16 protein-coding genes and 1 pseudogene are annotated in these 15,915 nt (G+C 51.6%); 7 read left to right on the forward strand and 10 right to left on the reverse strand.

All coding sequences use genetic code 11. The annotated features are described in order from the left end of the window. Positions 1 to 66: 66 nt before the first annotated feature. The 9 genes from mutS to sppA all read right to left on the reverse strand — a co-directional run bounded on the left by mutS (position 67) and on the right by sppA (position 9,128). The gene (mutS, locus tag ABKW30_RS05005; protein ID WP_348597625.1) at positions 67 to 2,766 is read right to left on the reverse strand and encodes a DNA mismatch repair protein MutS; all 2,700 of its coding nucleotides are present in this window, start codon (positions 2,764 to 2,766) and stop codon (positions 67 to 69) included. Positions 2,767 to 2,895: 129 nt separating this feature from the next. Beyond that, the gene (locus ABKW30_RS05010; RefSeq protein WP_348597083.1) at positions 2,896 to 3,735 is read right to left on the reverse strand and encodes a GNAT family N-acetyltransferase; all 840 of its coding nucleotides are present in this window, start codon (positions 3,733 to 3,735) and stop codon (positions 2,896 to 2,898) included. A 164-nt stretch (positions 3,736 to 3,899) separates the two neighbouring features. Next, on the reverse strand, positions 3,900 to 4,397 hold the full coding sequence (gene lspA, locus ABKW30_RS05015) for a signal peptidase II (protein ID WP_348597085.1): 498 nt from the start codon (positions 4,395 to 4,397) through the stop codon (positions 3,900 to 3,902). A 13-nt stretch (positions 4,398 to 4,410) separates the two neighbouring features. After that, complete coding sequence (locus ABKW30_RS05020) at positions 4,411 to 5,280, reverse strand: RNA methyltransferase (RefSeq protein ID WP_348597087.1); 870 nt, start codon at positions 5,278 to 5,280, stop codon at positions 4,411 to 4,413. Then, the gene (locus ABKW30_RS05025; RefSeq protein ID WP_348597089.1) at positions 5,280 to 6,383 is read right to left on the reverse strand and encodes a class I SAM-dependent rRNA methyltransferase; all 1,104 of its coding nucleotides are present in this window, start codon (positions 6,381 to 6,383) and stop codon (positions 5,280 to 5,282) included. The genes ABKW30_RS05020 and ABKW30_RS05025 overlap by 1 nt, the downstream gene beginning before the upstream one ends. Positions 6,384 to 6,416: 33 nt before the next feature. Beyond that, positions 6,417 to 7,382, reverse strand: a complete 966-nt coding sequence (locus tag ABKW30_RS05030; RefSeq protein ID WP_348597091.1) for an ornithine cyclodeaminase family protein — start codon at positions 7,380 to 7,382, stop codon at positions 6,417 to 6,419. 25 nt (positions 7,383 to 7,407) lie between these two features. After that, positions 7,408 to 7,740, reverse strand: coding sequence for a LapA family protein (locus ABKW30_RS05035; RefSeq protein WP_348597093.1), 333 nt, complete (start codon positions 7,738 to 7,740; stop codon positions 7,408 to 7,410). A 37-nt stretch (positions 7,741 to 7,777) separates the two neighbouring features. Beyond that, on the reverse strand, positions 7,778 to 8,062 hold the full coding sequence (locus ABKW30_RS05040) for an integration host factor subunit beta (RefSeq protein ID WP_008127032.1): 285 nt from the start codon (positions 8,060 to 8,062) through the stop codon (positions 7,778 to 7,780). A gap of 79 nt (positions 8,063 to 8,141) precedes the next feature. Continuing rightward, complete coding sequence (gene sppA, locus ABKW30_RS05045; RefSeq protein ID WP_348597095.1) at positions 8,142 to 9,128, reverse strand: signal peptide peptidase SppA; 987 nt, start codon at positions 9,126 to 9,128, stop codon at positions 8,142 to 8,144. A 250-nt stretch (positions 9,129 to 9,378) separates the two neighbouring features. Here sppA and lptC point away from each other — a divergent pair, with 250 nt between their 5' ends. From lptC to ptsN, 6 genes and pseudogenes are all read left to right on the forward strand, one after another. Beyond that, entirely contained in the window at positions 9,379 to 10,116 is a 738-nt protein-coding gene (gene lptC / locus ABKW30_RS05050) for an LPS export ABC transporter periplasmic protein LptC (RefSeq protein WP_348597097.1), read from the forward strand. Positions 10,117 to 10,171: 55 nt separating this feature from the next. Continuing rightward, entirely contained in the window at positions 10,172 to 10,786 is a 615-nt protein-coding gene (locus ABKW30_RS05055; RefSeq protein ID WP_348597099.1) for an LptA/OstA family protein, read from the forward strand. A gap of 118 nt (positions 10,787 to 10,904) precedes the next feature. After that, a pseudogene (gene lptB / locus ABKW30_RS05060) lies at positions 10,905 to 11,633 on the forward strand (LPS export ABC transporter ATP-binding protein); the annotation flags it as partial. A 167-nt stretch (positions 11,634 to 11,800) separates the two neighbouring features. Beyond that, on the forward strand, positions 11,801 to 13,441 hold the full coding sequence (rpoN, locus tag ABKW30_RS05065) for an RNA polymerase factor sigma-54 (protein ID WP_348597101.1): 1,641 nt from the start codon (positions 11,801 to 11,803) through the stop codon (positions 13,439 to 13,441). Positions 13,442 to 13,641: 200 nt separating this feature from the next. Then, complete coding sequence (gene raiA / locus ABKW30_RS05070) at positions 13,642 to 14,232, forward strand: ribosome-associated translation inhibitor RaiA (RefSeq protein WP_348597103.1); 591 nt, start codon at positions 13,642 to 13,644, stop codon at positions 14,230 to 14,232. Between the two features lie 82 nt (positions 14,233 to 14,314). Continuing rightward, positions 14,315 to 14,779: a PTS IIA-like nitrogen regulatory protein PtsN gene (ptsN, locus tag ABKW30_RS05075; protein ID WP_008127044.1), complete on the forward strand. Its 465-nt coding sequence runs from the start codon at positions 14,315 to 14,317 to the stop codon at positions 14,777 to 14,779. A 49-nt stretch (positions 14,780 to 14,828) separates the two neighbouring features. On the opposite strand, the gene ABKW30_RS05080 is transcribed toward ptsN, so the two are convergent. Beyond that, positions 14,829 to 15,260 (reverse strand): Fur family transcriptional regulator, encoded by a 432-nt coding sequence (locus ABKW30_RS05080; protein WP_348597627.1) that lies wholly within the window; start codon positions 15,258 to 15,260, stop codon positions 14,829 to 14,831. A 192-nt stretch (positions 15,261 to 15,452) separates the two neighbouring features. Here ABKW30_RS05080 and ABKW30_RS05085 point away from each other — a divergent pair, with 192 nt between their 5' ends. Continuing rightward, the gene (locus ABKW30_RS05085) at positions 15,453 to 15,908 is read left to right on the forward strand and encodes a DUF1801 domain-containing protein (RefSeq protein WP_348597105.1); all 456 of its coding nucleotides are present in this window, start codon (positions 15,453 to 15,455) and stop codon (positions 15,906 to 15,908) included. Positions 15,909 to 15,915 lie beyond the last annotated feature (7 nt).

Consider the following 15,915-nt stretch of genomic DNA (forward strand, 5'->3'; position numbering starts at 1 on the left):
CGCACGCTATAGCGCGAATTTGCGCCAAACGAAATGATTACATTGTGATGCGGCATACAATGCGCTCTAGCCTGTAGTCAGGCCCTTCAAGCGATAAAGCACCTCAAGCGCATCACGTGGGGTCAATTCGTCGGGATTGATTGATGAAAGCGCCAAGAGCAGGGCGCTATCCTTTCCTTGAACAGGTTTCGGAACCTGACGCTTCACCTCGACTGAAAACAGTGGCAAATCATCAATCAGCTTGTCGGCTTTACCTGAAGTTTCTCCAGCTTCCAGTTGATGCAGAACATCACGCGCCCGGTTGACGACAGCCTCTGGTAAACCGGCGAGCCGAGCCACCTGTACACCATAAGAACGATCAGCCGCGCCCTTTGCAACTTCATGCAAAAACACGACTTCGCCGTCCCATTCCTTCACTCGCATAGTCACATTGCTCAAGCGTTCGAGCTTTTCCGAAAGCGAGGTCATTTCATGGAAGTGCGTTGCAAAGATCGCCCGGCACTGATTTTTCTCGTGCAGATATTCCACAGCAGCCCATGCGATGGAAAGACCATCGAAGGTGGCGGTGCCACGGCCGATTTCATCAAGAATGACAAGTGAGTGCTCTGTTGCCTGGTTCAGGATTGCTGCCGTTTCAACCATTTCCACCATGAAGGTGGAACGCCCGCGTGCCAGGTCATCAGATGCGCCAACGCGGGAGAACAGCCGGTCGACAATGCCGATATGTGCTGACCCTGCGGGAACAAATGAACCCATTTGAGCAAGGATAGCGATCAGCGCGTTCTGGCGCAGGAATGTCGATTTACCACCCATATTGGGGCCTGTAAGCAGCCAGATTGCTCCTTTACCGCTGGTAAGCGGTGAGAGGTTGCAATCATTTGCGACAAACGGATTTGCGGCCTGTCGTCTCAAGGATTGCTCGACCACCGGATGGCGTCCGGCGATAATTTCAAAAGCCACACTGTCATCAACGGCTGGACGGCAATATCCCTGTTCGTCGGCGAGCGTTGCCAGTGCAACGGAAACATCAAGTGCTGCTAAGGCCAGTGCTCCAGCGCGGATGAAATCTGCATTGAGAATTGTTTCATTCGTCAAGGCATCGAAGATACCAAGTTCGATAGAAAGAGCCCGTTCTGCTGCATTTGCAATTTTGGTTTCAAGCTCGGCCAGCTCAGTGGTGGTAAACCGCATTGCATTGGCAATTGTCTGACGATGGATGAATTTGCCCTTCGCCTCATCGCTGTCGCTCATGACCGAAGCATTGTTGGCAGTCACCTCAATGAAGTAGCCAAGCACATTATTGTGTTTGATTTTCAAAGACCGAATGCCGGTTGATTCCATGTAATCTGCTTGCAAGCCTGCAATGATCCGGCGCGAGTGATCCCGTAGCGCGCGCATTTCATCAAGCTCAGCGTGATATTCCGCCCGGACGAAACCGCCATCACGCTTTAGTAGCGGCAGTTCATCAGCAAGAGACCGGTCGAGATGGGCAGCAAACTCCAACGGCAATCCGGCTAGACACTCGCGGACACGCGCCAGTTCCGGCGGCAATGCCTCATTCAGGAATAGCTGGGAAATCTCGGATGCCGCCTCGAGACCTCGCGCGAGAGCGCCAAGATCACGGGGCCCGCCACGGCCAACTGCCAATCGTGACAATGCACGAGGCATGTCTGGCACGCCTTTCAGCGCACTATGCATGAGATCGGCTAGAGACTGCCTCGCCAGAAAAAATGAAATGGAATCCAGCCGCTCTGCAATAGCCGCCGGGTCGGTCAATGGCGATGTCAAACGCTCGGCCAGCAGGCGAGCCCCGCCACCGGTGGTTGTGCGGTCGATTGCACGCAAAAGACTGCCTTCCCGCTTACCGGAAAGAGTACGTAAAAGTTCAAGGTTGCCGCGTGTTGCCGGATCGATGAACAGCGAGGAACCTTCCGATTCCCGCTCGGGACGCATCAGAGGCGGGCGCTCGGCAAGTTGCGTTTTTTCAACATAAGCGATTGCGCCGGATATGGCGGCAAGTTCCGCACGTGAGAACTGACCGAAGCCATCCAATGTGCTGACATCAAAGTAGCGTTGTATGCGGTTCTCAGCTGTAGCACTGTCGAAAAGGCTGGGTGGCTGTGGGCTGACCGCACGGCCGATTACATCAAAAACACCGCGCAATTCCGGGTCGTGAAACACCGTATCGGCAACGATCAATTCACGAGGGTCGACACGCAGGATATCGGCAAGTAATCGCGAGGCGTCCGATTCACTGACCCGGAAGGTGCCAGTCGAGATATCGATCCAAGCGAGAGCGAATTGGGCTTTGTCAGTCCCTTTAACCCGACCTAAAGTCATCAGATAGTTTGCTTCGGATGGGTCGAGCAGCTTTTCTTCGGTGATGGTGCCCGGTGTGACCAAGCGAACGACGTCACGCTTTACAACGGACTTCGATCCACGTTTTCTCGCCTCGGCAGGGTCTTCAACCTGTTCGCAAACGGCAACACGAAATCCTCGCGCTATCAGCTTCTGCAAATAGTCGTCGGCTGCATGGACAGGCACGCCGCACATGGGAATGTCTTCACCAAGGTGTTTTCCACGCTTTGTAAGAGTAATTCCAAGGGCGCGGGATGCCTCCACAGCGTCATTAAAAAACAACTCGTAGAAATCGCCCATTCGATAGAAAAGCAGGCTGTCAGGATTGGTCGCCTTGATCTCGATATACTGCTCCATCATCGGCGTGGGACGCGCCAATTGATCAGCCTCATAGGGGGATTGTTCCATTACAGACGATGCCAATTCGGCCAAAACTTGTCTCCTGAGCTATAGCAGGAGCAATCTATGCGTTATCGTCCGATTTACACACCTCTGCAGTGCTCAACTGTGATTTTCTCCACAGATGATAAAACGTAATTACGTGAAACGTTTTGACTCGGCGGCGTAATGGCTCACATAGCGCTCTGAGATACGGCTGACCGGGAGAATGATGCAGACGTCCGTGGTGCCGAAATCATGATCGATAACTGCGCCGTCACCGATCATTGCACCGAGACGCAGATAGCCTTTGATCAATGGTGGCATTGCAAAGAGGGCTACACGGGCGTTGATAGCTTCGACGGGTACAAGATCCATTGCCTGATATAGGGAAGGCAAAGCCCGTACATCCCAGTCAGCAGTCGCCCGGCAATTATGATGCAGAAATGACAACGGCAAAGCATGAGCAGCGGGGACGGTGCCTTGAAAGGAGGCGCAACCAAACATCACGCCAATTGAATGGAACCGGCAATAGGTCCAGATACCTTGCCACAGCAGTTCAACAGTACGCTTGGAGCGATATTCGGGCAGTACGCAAGAGCGGCCAAGTTCAAGAAAACGCAGTTCCGGTTTAGCGGCTACAAGGCGCTCGATGGAAAACTCGCTTGCAGTATAAAATCCGCCGGTCTCGAAGGCTTTTTCCGAGCGCAGAAGCCGGTATGTTCCGACTATCTGCTTGTGCTTCGGTCCTGGAATTGCGGTGTCGTAGACCAAAAGGTGATCACAGAACGGATCGAATCGGTCGGCGTCGCGTTGCTCCAAAGTCGCGGAACCCTTCGCACCCAATTCATCGAAGAATACTTTGAACCGGAGCTGCTGGGACGACGCAATTTCGTCCTCGGTCTGAGCAAGGCAAACCTCCATGGTTCCAATGCGGCCAAGCACTGAAACGATCTGAGGAGCCGTAAACGGCAAGGATGTTGAATCAACCTGCGACATAATGCTTTGATCTTTAGTGATTGAAGCGGATTCAAGCAAGGAGATGTCCATATCGATTTAACCCTCGTCATAGGTTGACCGCTAATCGTTCTCGCTCTCATTACTACGATTGGATGACGGCAACATGACGTAAAATATCGGCTAAGAATATGGTATTGTACGAGCTATTCTGCTTGATCAGGCTGCTTTTTTCGCTCTTTGATCCAAGCAATAATTTCTTCGATTACCACCAGTGCGGCACCTACGGAGATGTAGGCATCAGCGAGATTGAAGACAGCAAACGACCATGATGGCAGGTGGAAAAGAATATAGTCGATTACATAGCCATGGACGCTGCGATCAATGAGATTGCCTACTGCACCGCCAATGATCAGGGCAAAGCCAGCACGGGAAACCCAGCGATCGGGACTGGTGCTCCACCAAAGATAACTCACGAAGCCTATAACGACGACTGTCAACGCTATCAGCGCGACGTCGTGCATTCCACTCAACATCGAGAAGGCTATACCATCATTGTGAACGCGAAACAGTGCCAGAAAGGGCAAAAGGTCGATCTGCTGCTGATAATCCATACCTGCCTCGACGAGATACTTGATGATCTGGTCGGTCAGGACTGCAACGACTATAATTGCAAAAAGACTGAAAAAACGCTTACTGCTCATAAAGGAATGTTTCTCAATTGATTGTGTCAAGTTTCAGCGCATCGCGCCGGATTTCAAACAGCATTACACCGGTAGCGATGGCGAGATTAAGAGAATCGGCACGCCCCTGTTGAGGAATTCTTGCAAGCCGATCACATGTGGACGCCAGCTGTTCGGGTAAGCCCTGCTGTTCGTTGCCCATCAACAGGACAACCGGCTTATTGGCATACGGGATGGTTCGATAGTCGACTGAGCCCTTGAGGTGCGTTCCAACGATCAAACCTGAAAAGCCCTTTCTCCATGAAAGAAACTCGGATTCCGTTGCCCGAACAAGGGGAACTGCGAAAACCGATCCCATCGTTGCCCGAACCGTCTCCAGTGAGAACGGGTCGGTGGTATCTCCAATCAGGATAATGCCTTTAGCGCCAGCGGCATCGGCGGTACGGATGATCGTGCCGAGATTGCCAGGATCACGAACCCGGTCCAGCGCCACGAAAACATCATTTCCTTGGGGGCGAATATTGGTCAGCGTCTGGAGGTTTTGCTGAAACACTCCGACGACCATTTGCGGATTATCACGCCGGGTTATTGCGGATATGATTTTCTCATTGACTTCAAGCACATCGCCGCCCTTGGCGACGGTTCGGGCGGCAACTTGCTCGACAAGAGAATTCCCCTTGCCAGCCTTGGAGTAGACGAGTGTTTTAATGGTCCAGCCGAGGTCGAGCGCATCAATGACCAGTTTCAGCCCTTCTGCGAGAAATACGCCTTGCTGATCGCGAAACTTCTTTAATGCCAGTGAGCGCAAATCTTTGACGATCGGATTTGTAAGGCTGGTTACTTCCTTGACTTTGCCGGGTTTGGCTATACCGCTGCCGCGATGGTGATCGTCCTGTTTGCTCATTATGCGCCCCAGCGGCTGAAAAGAGATGTCGAAAGGGCGCGATTTGAAGAGCGCTCGCGAAGAATGAGTTCGCCGGACTGCACTTCGCCTCCAAGGCCCGTAAATGTATCCCGCATCAGTTCATGAATGGCGAAGAAAGATGCGCGGATGGAATAGGCAGTCAGAACCACCGCTAAAGGTTTGGGAGTAAGGATAGAACGGCAAAGATCAATCATATCCGGCAGATTATCGAAGAGCTGCCAGACTTCGCCGTTAGGGCCGCGTCCGTAGGCAGGCGGATCGAGCAAAATAATGTCATAACCATTGCCACGGCGCTCTTCCCGCGCAACAAATTTCATTGCGTCTTCGCATATCCAGCGAATGGGCTTGCTGGACAGGCCAGCCATCTCCTGATTTTCACGTGCCCAAAGAATGGCTTTTTTCGATGCATCGACATGTGTGACTTCCGCACCTGCCTTGGCGGCTACAAGAGAGGCGACTCCCGTGTAACCGAAAAGATTGAGCACTTTCACGGGGCGCTTTGCATTGCGGACCAAGCTGTCCATATGCGACCAGTGCGTGCCTTGCTCTGGAAATACGCCTACATGCCGGAAAGAGGTAAAGCGTCCAAAAAATGGGATGCCGTCATAGGCAAGGGGCCAGGTTTCGCCGAGTGGCACTTTGGGGAAATGCCAGCGCCCAACACCTTCTTCGTCCGTATTCCCTGTGAAGATTGCATCGGCTTTGTCCCACTCCGACTTGCTCCAGGCCGGGAGCCAGATTGCCTGGCCTTCGGGTCGCACAATTCGATAAGGGCCGTACTGTTCCAGTTTCAGACCATTGCCACTGTCGAGAAGCGCATAGTCGTCGGATGGAAGTGTCTCGAGAATAAGTCCGGTTTTTTCCTGCGGACGTGCGCCGGTACGGCGAGCGAGGATACGCTTGGGCGTTTGCTCTTGACGTGGGGCTACACGCTCGGAATCAACTTCTGTCGAGCGCTGCACTTTAGCAAATTGCGGACGAGGCTTTGTCGCGCTTTGCCGCTGCACGACATTCTTTGAAACGTCGCCCTGTCGGCCGCTACCACTTTTTGCTTTTCTGATTTTACCGCCAGACGATTTCAAACCGTATTTTCCTTGCAACCTTTTTCAAGGTTACTACGCCATTGCCTTTTCATAGACAAGGATACCGGCGGCAAGGTCTTCAAGTGCTGCACCAACAGATTTGAACAGTGTAATTTCGGCAGCCGACTGGCGGCCTTTGATTGTTCCTCGTGTGAGATCGAATAAATCACCGATGACGTGACTGGAATCGACCACCCCTGCCTTGATAGGCTGGACGATGTCACCGCCTTCTTTTAATGCGCCATCTTTGGTGTCAACGAAAACACGCGCTCGTTTGATGCATTCATCATCGCTTTCCCGCATGGTTGGGGTAAATGCGCCAATCAGGTCGACATGAGCACCGGCTTTGAGGTGTTTACCGAGAATAAGTGGCTCGGTGGAAAGGGTCCCAGCCGTGATAATATCAGCCTCGGCTATCGCAGCGTCCTTGTCCTTGACCGCCTTGGCATTGAACCCGTCAGCGGTAAGTTCAGCGGCAACTTTCTCTGCACCAGCAAAATTTCTGTTCCAAATCGAAATTTGTTCGATGGGCCGGACTGCGCTGTGAGCGCGCGCCAGAAACCCTGAAAGTGCACCTGCACCCAGAATGACGAGCCGGGAAGCATCCTCCCGGGCAAGGTAACGCGCCGCGAGGGCCGAGGCACCGGCAGTACGCCATAATGTAAGACGTTGGCCGTCAATTAGTGCTTTCGGCTCACCCGTCTTGCCATCAAGCAACAAATACACGCCCATTACAGCGGGTTTCGAAACGGCTCCATTGTCAGGCGATACAGTAACAATTTTGACGCCCATATAGCCCTTGGACGAGTCGCCCAGCGCGTCAAAGTCTGACCAGGCAGGCATGAGAAGCAATGTGGAGGCGGCACCATCCGGGCGGTCAACCGTATGATGGTGACGAACTGGCTGGATCATACCCTGGCGGAAGGCCAATTCGATCGCATTGATCATGTCTGGCCAGTTCAGCAGGGAATCGACCTCAGCGGGGGAGACAAGTTTCATTGCGGGCCTTTGGTGGGATATAAGATTAATGCAGCGAGGGAAGATTTGGTGTCGAGATGTTTTCTGGGGCCGCCTTGCGCGCTTCCTTGCGTAACATCTCGGTTTCCAGCTTGCGTTGACGGGCCAGTTTGCGGTGCTTGCCCTGATTGGACCAGGTAACAAGACTGCCGATCACAAGCCCGATAATCAAGGCAGCGAATAACCAGACAAATAAGGGAGCTGAGTAAGAGAGCGCCGGGTTGCCGGGATTGAACGGGTCAATAGTGAACAACGCGTGACCACGATTGGCAACCGATAGCGCGATCAGAATAATCGCGATCGGTACGAGAATAAGTACGGCGACCACGCGATTGATCATCTTGGAGCCTCTTTTGCTTGCTTGCTAAATTACGGGTTCAGCCGTTTGCATTCAGCCTGTCGCGTAATTCCTTGCCGGTTTTGAAAAACGGCACCCATTTTTCTTCCACGTCAACGCTTTCACCTGTCCGTGGGTTGCGTCCGCTGCGGGCAGGGCGGTTCTTTACGGAAAATGCGCCGAAGCCGCGCAGTTCGACACGATTGCCCTCGGCAAGGGCATCGGTGATTTCGTCAAAGATGGCGCCGACAATATTTTCCACATCGCGCTGGAACAAATGCGGGTTGCGATTAGCAATAATTTGCACGAGCTCTGATTTGATCACAGCAAAATTCCCTTCTGGTTTTGAGACCAGGATACACAGTCAACCGGGACTATGCCACTGATCTTAATATGCGAATAGCTTATTGCGCCCCCACAGGCTTGCCGTCAACGTGCCAAACCGAAACGAGTCCGTCAAGGAACATCCTATCTCCGGTTATTTCATGAAGCATTCCAGCGCTTGTCTCGGGCAGGCCCAGAAGTTTAGCGACCATTTTCATTGCTGACTGCGAGAACAGTGAACCAAAAGTCGATTTCTCGACCGGCTTCCATTCAACCACTTTGAGTTTAGCGTCTAGGCCCTTGCTCACCAGCCACTCAAGGGCCTTTTCCTCACCACCGAGGGTATCGATCAGCTTGTTCTCTAATGCTTGGCGCCCATTAAAGACAGAGCCATCGGCAAGAGCCAGAGCCTGTTCATGGCTGAACTTGCGGCGGTCCTCAACCAGGCCAACAAACCAATTATAAGAATCCATGATCATACGGTGGATCATGGCCTTTGCCTCATCGCTTGCGGGATTGAAGAAGTTTGGCTCTGCTTTCAGCGGGCTGGATTTAATTGTTTCGACCCTCACGCCTACCTTTGTGAGAAGTTCTGAGATGTCCGGATATTGAAACAGTACACCGATTGACCCGACGATAGACGATTGTCTCGCAACGATGTGGTCTGTTGCGACCGCAATCATATAGCCGGCTGAAGCAGCAAGCGTCCCGACCTGTGCAACCACAGGTTTCTTTTCTGCAATTTTGCGAACAGCTTCGTAAATGGCTTCACCGCCGGCAGTGGTGCCGCCGGGTGAATCGATGGAGACAATCACACCTTTGACCGCATCGGACTCTCCGATGTCTTTCAAGCGTTTGAGAAGTTCTTCATCCTCGAGAATTGTACCCTCGACGCGTATTTTCGCAATATGTGGTGTGGTTTTGCTGCTATAAGCTTCCGGGCCAGTTGTGAAGAGATAAATTGCAATCAGGGCCAGGGCCGCCAGCAGCAATGCCGCGATACGCCAGAAAGTGACCTTCCGTCGTAGTTTGCGCCGGTCAATAATTGCGTCCGCTGTATTGGCCATGATTTTCGTCCATTTTGCCGATGTTTGTGATACTCTTCTGCGATATCATCCGGTGGAAGTCCAGACTACATGGTCAACGACTAGTGAGAATAAGTGTGTTGGCAAATTGATCTTGTAACTGGCAATCCAACTGCATACTTAATTCGTACACGCTTAGCGTGTGCCCTAAATCGCGTCTATTTCATCGAAAAATAACCATATTGGCGTTGAACTAGCTATAAATATTAAAACGGTAACTGCAGCCAAACCTATGTCTATTGAAAAAAACCATACCAATGGTGCGCGCAATGCCGCCGCGGACGCCGAGCATCATGCGACGGTTGCACGGCAGTTTGCTGCATCCGACAAGGATTCGACTGTTTTCAAAGCGGCCGAACGCCACTCACGTCGTGTACGGCTACTGAAGTTCTCGTTGCCTGCCATTGCGCTTATTGGTGCAGCGGTGTTCTCATGGTTCACATTCTTCTCAGCCTCTGGCGTGCCTAACAATATTGCATTGGATGGCGCGGGCATGGAAGACGGCAAGCTTGTTATGACTAATCCAAAGCTCGATGGCTTTACCAAAGACAAACTTCCCTACAAAATGAGCGCTGTAAGGGCTCTGCAGCAAATTGGAAACAGTTCGGTTATATCATTGGAAGGTATTGACGCAGAAATTCCAATCGGCAAAGAGATACGCGCCGAGGTGAAAGCAAAGTCAGGGGTGTTCGACAATGCCAACAGGCAGTTGAAGCTCGACAGTGAAATAACTTTGGTGACGTCCGACGGTATTACTGCTCAGTTGAAATCGGCTGATATTGATATTGCCGGGAATACCATGTCGACCAATGACCCGGTCAGCGTCAAAAATCGCAATGGCAGTATTGTTGCCGATAGTATGCAGATTACTGACGGTGGTAAGGTAGTGACGTTTGAAAAGCGTGTAAGGCTTGTCATTCAACCGACAAAGCTGCAAGAAGGTGGCAATGAGGTAAAATCATCGAACTGATTTACAGTTGGCGATTGTTACTTTGAAGAAATTTCTCGGATTAGGAGAGAAAACAATGTCGTTCGGGGCAAAACTGATCAGGGTATCGTCTGTTGCTGTGAGTTTGTTGGCGTCCTCATTGGTTATCCCTGCCATGGCGCAGCAGACTCCAGATGCAGCGCCCGGTGGCATTAAGCTATCAGGTGACCAGCCCATTCAAATCGACTCCGACAAGGTTGTGCTGCACAATGATGCAGGTACAGCGACCTTTACCGGAAATGTGACGGTTGTTCAGGGCGCGACGCTTTTAAAAGCGGGTACCATGGTCGTATATTACGTCAAGGGCGGCAATAAAGATGCTGCAGCCGCTAACGCAGAGCCCTCCAAAGTTTCGGCAGGCGTGGCCGGTGCCGGTGCACAGGACATTGACCACCTTGAAGTAAGCGACAAGGTCTATGTGAAGTCCGAAGATCAGGTTGCGACGGGTGATCGTGGTACTTTTGATATGAAGACAGAGGTACTGGTGTTAACCGGCAGCAAGGTTGTTCTTTCTCAAGGCGATAACGTTGCGGTTGGCTGCAAACTCACTGCTCAGTTGAAAACCGGTGAAGCCCAGCTTGAGAGCTGCAAGAGCGGCCAGACCGGGCGTGTTTCGATTGTCGTTGCGCCTAAAAACGCCCAAAAGAACTAAGTCGCCGGAAGAATCGTAAGTGTCCTTATTTTCACGCCGCTCACCCAGCAAGACTGCCGCACGGCCAAACTCCAGTGTTTCACAGGAGATGCGCCCGGCTGACCCAGCTGCAATTGACCGCATGAAAGGCACGCTTGTCGCCCGGGGAATTACAAAAAGTTATAACGGCCGCCAAGTTGTCAATGGCGTATCATTCGGCGTGCGTTCCGGCGAAGCAGTTGGCATTCTTGGCCCGAATGGTGCCGGCAAGACGACCTGTTTTTATATGGTGACAGGACTGGTCCCGGTCGATAAGGGCACAATCGAAATCGACGGTTTCGATGTTACCACGATGCCGATGTATCGGCGTTCGCGTCTTGGTATCGGTTATTTGCCGCAAGAAGCATCGATTTTCCGTGGCTTGTCTGTAGAAAACAATATCAAGGCTGTTCTTGAGGTTGTTGAAAAAGACAAGCATGCGCGGGCGCAGGAACTGGACTCACTGCTGGAAGAGTTTCACATCGCTCACCTGCGCAAAGCGCCAGCGATTTCCCTTTCCGGTGGTGAACGCAGACGGCTTGAAATTGCGCGCGCCTTGGCTTCGCGGCCAAATTTCATGTTGCTTGACGAGCCGTTTGCCGGCGTCGATCCAATTGCAGTTGCAGATATTCAGCAATTGGTCCGGCATCTGACCGGCCGAGGTATCGGCGTGTTGATTACAGACCACAACGTCCGCGAAACTCTGAAACTCATCGACCGGGCCTATATTATTCACGCGGGTCAGGTTTTGACTCATGGTCGTCCAGACGAAATAATAGCAAACCCGGATGTCCGGCGGCTTTATCTTGGTGACGAGTTCAAGCTCTAATTTTGATGATTTAGTAATCTCAGGCATGAAAATCTCATTTTCTTTGCCCGTTTAGGTTGAAAGTAGCGTTCGTTCGCGAGATTTTGCAGCTTTCCAATTGACAAGCAAGGATTGGGCCACTTCTGTACGACAGGAAATAAATTCCGTCAGGAGTAGCTGCGTACATTATGGCTCTGTCGCCAAAACTCGATCTCAGGCAAACTCAATCTCTGGTGATGACGCCATTGCTGATGCAGTCTATACGATTGCTGCAATTGACTCATATCGAGCTTGAACAGTTCATTGAACAGGAGATCGAAAAGAATCCACTGCTGGAACGTGTGGACACCTCCGATGACGACATTTCATTTGGCAATACGCATACTGATACGCATCACACTTCAAACTATGACGACCTGCATGAAGGGAACAAGGACGGCGAACTCTCATCTGACGAGCCGGAAAGCTCCTGGTTAAATAGCGGCGAGTCGACAAGCTCAAGTTCAATGTCTGATACGTTTGACAGTTCGCTCGACAACATTTTTCCCGATGATCCCGGCACCCACGATTTCATTGCAGGGAACCTTGCATCTCAGTGGAAGTCATCTGCCGGCGATGGCTACGTCTCGCCGGGGGGAGAAAATTATAATCTTGAACAGGTAACGGCGGCCCCGCTTAGTATGCAGGACCATATCCGCGAACAGATCATTTTTGCGTTCAACAAAGCGGAAGATCGATTAATAGCTGCCGAACTTGCCGACCAAGTTGACGAGATCGGTTACTTTCGTGGTGATGTGATCGAAATTGCTACTCGAGTTGGCTCATCTGTTGAGTACGTGGAGAAGTTGCTCGTTGTTCTGCAGGGGTTTGAACCAGCGGGGTTGTTTGCACGCGACCTTGCAGAATGCCTGCGGTTGCAACTTCGTGCCAGAAATCGCCTCTCGGCAGCGATGGATATTCTGCTTCAAAATCTTGCACTGCTTGCCAAGCGCGATTTTCACAGTTTGAAAAAGCTCTGTCGCGTTGGCGATACGGAAATCATCGATATGCTTAGGGAAATCCAGTTGCTTGATCCCAAGCCCGGTACCGTGTTTTCCTCAGGCATCGCAGACAGCATTGTCCCGGATGTAGAAGTCGATCAGGAGCCTGACGGTAGTTGGCGGATAGAACTCAACTCCGAAACATTGCCACGCGTACTCGTCAATAATACCTACTACGCAACGATAATGAAGGCGAAAACATCTCCAGACGAAAAGACATTTCTCGGGGAATGCATGCAGAATGCCAATTGGCTTATCCGGAGCCTCGATCAACGCGCGCAAACCATTCTCAAGGTTGCAAGTGAGATTGTTCGCCAGCAGGAACAGTTCCTGTTGCAGGGAGTTGCGCATCTGAAGCCGCTTAATCTGCGCAATGTGGCAGATGCTATTGGCATGCACGAATCCACGGTCAGCCGCGTTACCGCCAACAAATATATGCTCACCAAGCGAGGAGTTTTCGAGCTGCGCTACTTTTTCAATGCGGCCATTGCTGCCAGTGAGGGTGTCGGGCAGCACTCTTCGCAATCGGTAAGACATCAAATCAAAGTTCTCATTGATGCGGAATTGCCGGATTCAATCCTCTCGGACGATACAATCGTCGAAATGTTGAAGACACAGAATATTGATATTGCCCGCCGGACTGTTGCTAAATATCGCGAGGCTATGAACATAGCTTCGTCAGTTCAGAGGCGTCGTGAAAAAAAAGCGGAGGCTTCCGCAGTCAAGAGCAATGTAAGGTCTGGATTCATTGCTCCACCACGTGTAGGATTGCTGGCAGTGGGCAAATGAACTGGGCCAAAGAAGTCCGGTCAGGGAGAACGAAGCGCTGATAATTTGCGACAATGGAGCTGAAGCGCGCCTTTGGATGGAACATCGGGAAAGTGAATGTGATTGATCACCCGTAGGATTTTGCGGGATGTCTTTGCTCGATTCGAAACAACAGTGTAGATTGAATCGGGCAATGAAAATCACAATGAAGGTGAGGTATCATGAGTCTGCGTGTATCTGGAAAACATATGGATATCGGCGACGCTTTCCGCGTTAAAATCGAAGAGCGGATGGCTGAAATGGTCACCAAATATTTCGATGGCGGATATTCCGGCCATGTCACCGTAGAGAAACAAGGCTCCCGATTTATCGCAGATTGCCTTGTTCGCCTTGATACCGGAACAGTATTGCAGGCCGCTGGTGAAGCTCAGGATCCACAGCTCGCTTTTGACGCCGCCGGTGAGCGTGTCGACAAACGGCTGCGCCGCTACAAGCGTCGACTGAAGTCACATCAAGCTCCTGGTTCAAATGGCGTTTTCGATGATGTCTCGTATCGCGTTATGGCCCCTGTACCCGATGAGGATGAGGATATTCCAGAGGATTACGCCCCAACTATTGTCGCTGAGACATCGATGGCCTTGAGAAGCATGAGCGTTGCCTCTGCGGTCGTCGAGCTGGATCTGAAAGATAGTCCAGTGGTTGTGTTCCGCAACGCTGGTAGTACGCAGGTTAATATCGTATATCGCCGCGCAGACGGGAATATTGGCTGGATCGACCCCTCAACTGTGGGCGATCAAGTCGCTTCCCGATAAACAAAAAGCAAGTTCATGGCGAAATGAACTACCGTTCGCGCCCCAAATATGGTGCGGACGGTAACTGGAAGGAAGAGAGATAATGGATCTGGGTGATCTCATTCAGCCCGACGCTGTCCTGCCCGCATTGAAAGTCAATTCCAAGAAGCAACTCTTGCAGATCATGTCGGAAAAGGCAGCTGCCTTGACCGGATTGAGCGAGCGCGAGGTTTTCGACACGGTTTTGCAACGCGAGCGTCTTGGATCAACCGGCGTTGGAAATGGCATTGCCATCCCTCACGGCAAAATCAATAGCGTGAAGCGCATTGCCGGGGTTTTCGCCCAACTCGATACACCCGTCGATTTCGAGGCGTTGGACGATCAACCCGTTGATATAGTATTTCTTCTACTGGCGCCGGAGAATGCTGGCGCCGATCATTTGAAGGCATTGTCTCGCATTGCTCGCATGTTGCGCGATCCTGAGCGGATAGCCAAGCTGCGCACCGCTCATGATGCCAGCTTGCTCTATGAGCTGCTGACGTCGCAGCCAGCTTCGAATGCGGCCTGATAACTGATAAAATGAGCTCTAGAAAGGCCTCCTTCGGGAGGCCTTTTGCTTATTTGTCTGCAGTTTTCCGCCCGTACAGCTCGAGCCGATGGTGAACAATGTCGTATCCGAGAGATTTGGCGATTTCTTCCTGCAGTTTTTCGATTTTGTCTGACTTGAACTCGATGACTGCACCCGTATCAATGTCGATCAGGTGATCGTGGTGATCGCCGTGAGCTTGCTCAAAGCGCGATGGACCGCCATTGAACGCATGACGATGGATTGCGCCCATATCTTCCAGCAGATTCATTGTTCGATAGACAGTGGATAGAGAGATGCTGTCGTCGATCTCAATGGCGCGATGAAAGATTTTCATTGCATCCGGGTGGTCTTCTGTCGAAGTCAGAATATCGAGAATGATGCGTCGTGGTCGTGTAATGCGCACGCCCGCCTTGCGCAATTCCTTCTCGTATTCCGGTTTCTGGTTCAAAGCATTCTTCATAACCGGAATATGCGTCAGATCGCATTCAGTTGCAAATTTTCTCAACTGAGAAAGGCCGCCTGAGGCAAAACATAAACAAGAAAAATAGTATTGAATGATATGGCCAGCCCATTTCTAGCCTGTGCATCGGCGGTTGAGATCATCAGCCAAGATCAACTATCATTGGGCGGTGGACGACGGGGAGGCAACTTGATGACAAATAAATTCACCAAGCCGAAAACGGCCGAAGAACAGACGGCTATGGCCAAGCCAGTCCTTCTCTCAAGTGGCAACCCGCAGATTCCGAAGGGCTATGGCGAGGCTCCAGTCGAGGCTTATATAACCGCCATGCCGGGCTGGAAAAGCGATGTCGGGCGCTGCCTCGACGCACTCATTGTGAAAACAGTTCCGGACGTATGCAAGGCAGTCAAATGGAATACGCCACTGTACGGAATAGAGGGGCAAGGTTGGTTCCTTAGCCTTTATTGCTACAGGAAGTATGTCAACGTAGCCTTCCTTCGCGGTATGTCACTCACACCCGTTCCTCCGGGAGCGTCCAAAACTCAGCACACACGCTATTTGAATATTTATGAGAATGATCAATTGGACGAAGCGCAATTCATTGATTGGGTAGGTCAAGCCAGCCAACTGCCGGGGGAAAAATTGTAAAGTTGCA

Origin of the sequence: Phyllobacterium sp. SB3 (assembly GCF_040009165.1) — a bacterium.
GTDB lineage: Bacteria > Pseudomonadota > Alphaproteobacteria > Rhizobiales > Rhizobiaceae > Phyllobacterium.